The organism is Moraxella sp. CTOTU47579, assembly GCF_032004885.1.
Taxonomy (GTDB): domain Bacteria; phylum Pseudomonadota; class Gammaproteobacteria; order Pseudomonadales; family Moraxellaceae; genus Faucicola; species Faucicola tetraodonis.
This window is the reverse complement of the sequence record NZ_DALZOJ010000008.1, coordinates 3,208-7,596: the sequence shown is the minus strand read 5'-3', so window position 1 is coordinate 7,596 and position 4,389 is coordinate 3,208. Positions and strand designations below refer to the sequence as shown.

Below are 4,389 nucleotides of genomic sequence, written 5' to 3'. Positions count from 1 at the left end.
TACTCACCGCCGGCTTTAACAGCAATAGCGCTGCCATCACTAGCGAGCAAACTGCAAGGGTAAACGCAGATAGTGCGCTATCTAGCCGTATTGATACTTTAAACAGTGACTATCAAGGCAATAAAGCAACGGTTAGCAGTCAACTATCCACGTTATCTACCAGCTCAAGCAGTCAAGCATCATTAATCAGTGGTTTGCAAGCATCTGTTAGCACCGCGCAAAGCACGGCTAACACGGCTGTTAGCAAGGCTGATAATGCACAGTCTGCCGCTAATACAGCTAACGCAGCGATACAAACTGAACAAACCGCAAGGGTAAACGCAGATAGTGCGTTATCTAATCGCATTGACACTGTGCAAACCACGGTAAACGGCAATACAGCATCAATCCAAACACAACAGCAATCGATTGATGGTGTGTACGCTCAGCACACCATCAAAGTCCAAACAGGTGGCATTGTCTCTGGCATTGGCTTGATGAGTAGCAACGGTGTATCAGCGTTTGCCGTGCGCGCAGACCAGTTTTATATCGCACCGCCCACTGGTGCAGATAAAGGTGTTTTACCGTTCGCAGTGCAAACTACACCAACAACCATCAATGGCGTAACCGTGCCTGCTGGGACTTATCTGGATAATGCGTTTATCAAAAATGGCTCGATTGATGTTGCTAAAATAGCGGACGCAACTATTACGAGTGCAAAAATTGGTCAAGGTGAGATTAAGAGTGTCAATATCGGAACTGCACAGGTTGATACACTTCAACTTGCAGGGCAATCGGTGTCAGTCACATCGGCAGTCAATCAAACAACATTTTTTGATGCAAGAAAAAGTGCATTTACAGATGCTATTTATCTTATTACTGGGGGGACATCCGTAAGTGTTGAATTTAGCCTTATTAGCTGTAACCCCGAAGGCTCTGGTAGCTTTACTGTTGAGTGTTTTGTGAATGATGTGTCACAAAATGGGTGGACTATGGCAGGCACATTTGGCTATTACCCAAGTATGTTTTTCCCATTCTTGGTGAGTTCTGCCGCCACAGGCAGTACAAAGATTCAAATTAAAGTTACAAGTAACGGGGCTAAAATTGGTTCTGCGGGTTATTTTTTCAAAGCAACATCATTAAAGAGGTAATATGGATAGTATAACAATTTATATATTAAACTCAGATGGTTCTATTAGAAACCAGAGAGTAGGTAATATAGATAGTATTATGCTTGCAGTAGATATAGAAAGATTGGACTTTACATTGACTCAACCACCTAACTACGACCGCGCATGGTATTGGTACAACAATCAGTGGAACGACAAACCCACCATTTCGGTGGGTTTTTCATTTTAAGGAGGCGTTATGCCGCAAAATCTCATAGCAATAAAAATTGCTCAGTCTGCTGTATTAGCTGCCGCTAGTACAGTTGCAAGTGCGGTTAGTATAGCGATACAGCTATCAACACGGCATCAATATTTGGGACTGCAAATCGAGTACAAGTATTTTTTGATAGCATCAATCGTACTTTGTTTCATTGGTGCATTGCTATCGCTGCGCGTCGATTTTGTTAAAAAATTGGATAGTAGTCAGTGGTCGAAAGTGGCAACTGCCATGCTCGCCGGGCTTGTCATCACATTTTTGATTTTGCCCGTGGCAGTGAGCACGCCGAGTGTACTTTTTTTGATGATAACTGCATTTTTTGGCGGCTTAGCTGGCACAATTTTACTGCATTTAATCTTTGAGCTGCTTGGCGATAAAGAGCTGTTAGATGCGGTTAAAGATACGGTTAAGCAGTTTTTAATCAGTAAGTTTAAAAGCATTGCAGATTTTTTGGGAGGTGCTAAGTGATTGATTTTATCAATGACGCTGTGCCGTTTGTCGGTTTGGTTATTTGCACTTACGCACTGCTATCACACAAAGTTTGCACAACGAAACGGCTCAATGTGTTTAACTTTGTTTTATTTGTCGCAATTTATCTGTTGCTCGCACTTGCCGATTCTACAGGGTTTGAGCCAGTGGTTTGGACAGTAATTGTGCGATGTCTGATACTCATCATTACGATCAACATCATTATCAAAAACCACACCGCCAACTAAGGCGGTTTTATTTTATAAGGATAAAGTATGACAAAAACAGTAACAATCACAGCGGGTCACGGCGGCGGTGACCTAGGTGCAGTCAATGGCAACATCACAGAGGCGTATATCGCAACTGACATGCGTAACATGCTCAAACTCTATCTGGAGCGAGCAGGGGTAAAAGTACGCACCGATGGCGATGGTAACGATAACCAATCTTTGCGCCAAGCGCTGCGATTAATTCCCGGCAGCGACTTGGCAATTGAGATACATTGCAATGCGGCATCATCTAGTCAAGCGGGTGGTGTAGAGGCACTGGCACAGCCAAAAGACAAGGCAATTTGCCAAAAACTTTGCAGTGCAATCAGTGACGTGATGAGCATTCCCGTTCGCGGCAATGCTGGCGGCTGGAAAGACCAATCTAGCGGTCAGCATAGTCGTTTGGCGTACGTCAGCGGTGGCGGCATCATATTAGAGTTGTTTTTTATCAGCAATCCAAAAGAGCTAGCAATCTATCAAAGCAAAAAGTGGCTGGTTGCGCGTGAGTTAGCCGATGTTATCACTGAGCATTTTGGCTTGCCATGCGCGGCTTAAATTACGCCAAAATTACGCCAATTTAAAATAAGTTATTGTATTTATTAAATTTAAACAACCTTGACATGGTGGGGGTCGTCTGTTCGAGTCAGATTATGCCTACCATATTCCAAAAGCCCCAGTCGATTGATTGGGGTTTTTTTATTGCAGTGATATCAAGGGTTTACGTGGTTTTTCGAGAATTGAAATTTTGACCACTTTTGTGTTTTTGGGCACCTTTTTTACTACAGAAATTGAATGGTGACCAAAAGGTGACCATTTGGTGACCACGCATTTTTTTAAGACTTTTAATTTCACACCCACTTGTTTTTGGTCACTTTAGTAAAAATAAATAAACTTCACTGTTTTACTAATTAAGACTCAGCCGCCTGTGTGGCGGTGAAGAAGGGGAAAAGCTGCAAGCCTACTATCAAAGCTTTCTAAGCCGCCTGTGTGGCGGTGAAGTGTGTTTGTCATTGTTGCATTTGACACAGGACTTTCTAAGCCGCCTGTGTGGCGGTGAAGGCACCAAATGAACGCTAAGACCACGGCAGGGCTTTCTAAGCCGCCTATGTGGCGGTGAAGTGTTGTTTACTCGATTAGTTTTCTTTTACGGTTTTCTAAGCCGCCTATGTGGCGGTGAAGGCATGATTAAAGCTCATACAAACACACTCCAGTTTCTAAGCCGCCTGTGTGGCGGTGAATCGCTGGGAGTGTACCTTTATGTCACGCTGGTTTTTCTAAGCCGCCTGTATGGCGGTGAATCCTGTTAACCTCCGAAAGGGGGTTTTTTTATATTTCTAAGCCGCCTGTGTGGCGGTGAATTGTTTAATTGTTTCATGTTGTGTTTTCCTATTTTTCTAAGCCGCCTATGTGGCGGTGAATAATTGCTCGGCATACACGGTCGCAACGTCACGTTTCTAAGCCGCCTATGTGGCGGTGAATTTTGTTGATTTTATTGGGGTATACCCCCTATGTTTCTAAGCCGCCTATGTGGCGGTGAATTCGAGTGGATTGGACAAACCTAGAAAGTTATCTTTCTAAGCCGCCTATGTGGCGGTGAATCCATCTCGTCGATAGAGTAGGGGCAACCTTTGTTTCTAAGCCGCCTATGTGGCGGTGAATGCGCTGGGGAACTTCCAAACGCTCACCATACTTTTCTAAGCCGCCTATGTGGCGGTGAATTTACGCTTAATTATTGGCTATCTACTGCGCTTTTTCTAAGCCGCCTATGTGGCGGTGAATCGTTGGCTCGCAAATTGAGCGTGAAGGACACATTTCTAAGCCGCCTATGTGGCGGTGAATTGTTGCCTGACATGGTGGATATGCACCAATACTTTCTAAGCCGCCTATGTGGCGGTGAATAAGTTGGCTTGACGACGCTCATATTCAGCTTTTTTCTAAGCCGCCTATGTGGCGGTGAATAAGATGGCGGTTACTGGCGTTTTGACTGTGCAATTTCTAAGCCGCCTATGTGGCGGTGAATAGTATCCTCACGCAACATGAAGAAGATAGACTTTTCTAAGCCGCCTATGTGGCGGTGAATGTTTACTAATGTGAACTAATAAATTCCACAAATTTCTAAGCCGCCTATGTGGCGGTGAATGCGTCTGCCCTGCGGCTGTCAGGTCAATCAGTTTTCTAAGCCGCCTATGTGGCGGTGAATATTAAGGATAAATTTGACGCGGTTATCACTTGTTTCTAAGCCGCCTATGTGGCGGTGAATGTTTACTAATGTGAACTAATAAATTCC

General features: G+C 44.2%; 3 protein-coding genes, 1 pseudogene and 1 CRISPR repeat array. All 4 genes and pseudogenes read left to right on the top strand.

What is annotated here, in order from left to right; all coding sequences use genetic code 11:
* Window positions 1–1,130: pseudogene (locus tag RTP55_RS07190) on the top strand (hypothetical protein); the annotation flags it as partial.
* A gap of 217 nt (window positions 1,131–1,347) precedes the next feature.
* Entirely contained in the window at window positions 1,348–1,833 is a 486-nt protein-coding gene (locus RTP55_RS07185; RefSeq protein WP_312385232.1) for a hypothetical protein, read from the top strand.
* Complete coding sequence (locus RTP55_RS07180; protein ID WP_312385231.1) at window positions 1,830–2,081, top strand: hypothetical protein; 252 nt, start codon at window positions 1,830–1,832, stop codon at window positions 2,079–2,081. The genes RTP55_RS07185 and RTP55_RS07180 overlap by 4 nt, the downstream gene beginning before the upstream one ends.
* A 27-nt stretch (window positions 2,082–2,108) precedes the next feature.
* Window positions 2,109–2,657 (top strand): N-acetylmuramoyl-L-alanine amidase, encoded by a 549-nt coding sequence (locus tag RTP55_RS07175; RefSeq protein WP_312385229.1) that lies wholly within the window; start codon window positions 2,109–2,111, stop codon window positions 2,655–2,657.
* 416 nt (window positions 2,658–3,073) lie between these two features.
* Window positions 3,074–4,362: direct repeats of the CRISPR family, unit length 28 nt; unit sequence TTTCTAAGCCGCCTATGTGGCGGTGAAT.
* Window positions 4,363–4,389 lie beyond the last annotated feature (27 nt).

Coding starts and splice junctions, on each gene's coding strand:
- RTP55_RS07185 (WP_312385232.1), top strand. CDS start 1,348: ATGCCGCAAAATCTCATAGCAATAAAAATTGCTCAGTCTGCTGTATTA.
- RTP55_RS07175 (WP_312385229.1), top strand. CDS start 2,109: ATGACAAAAACAGTAACAATCACAGCGGGTCACGGCGGCGGTGACCTA.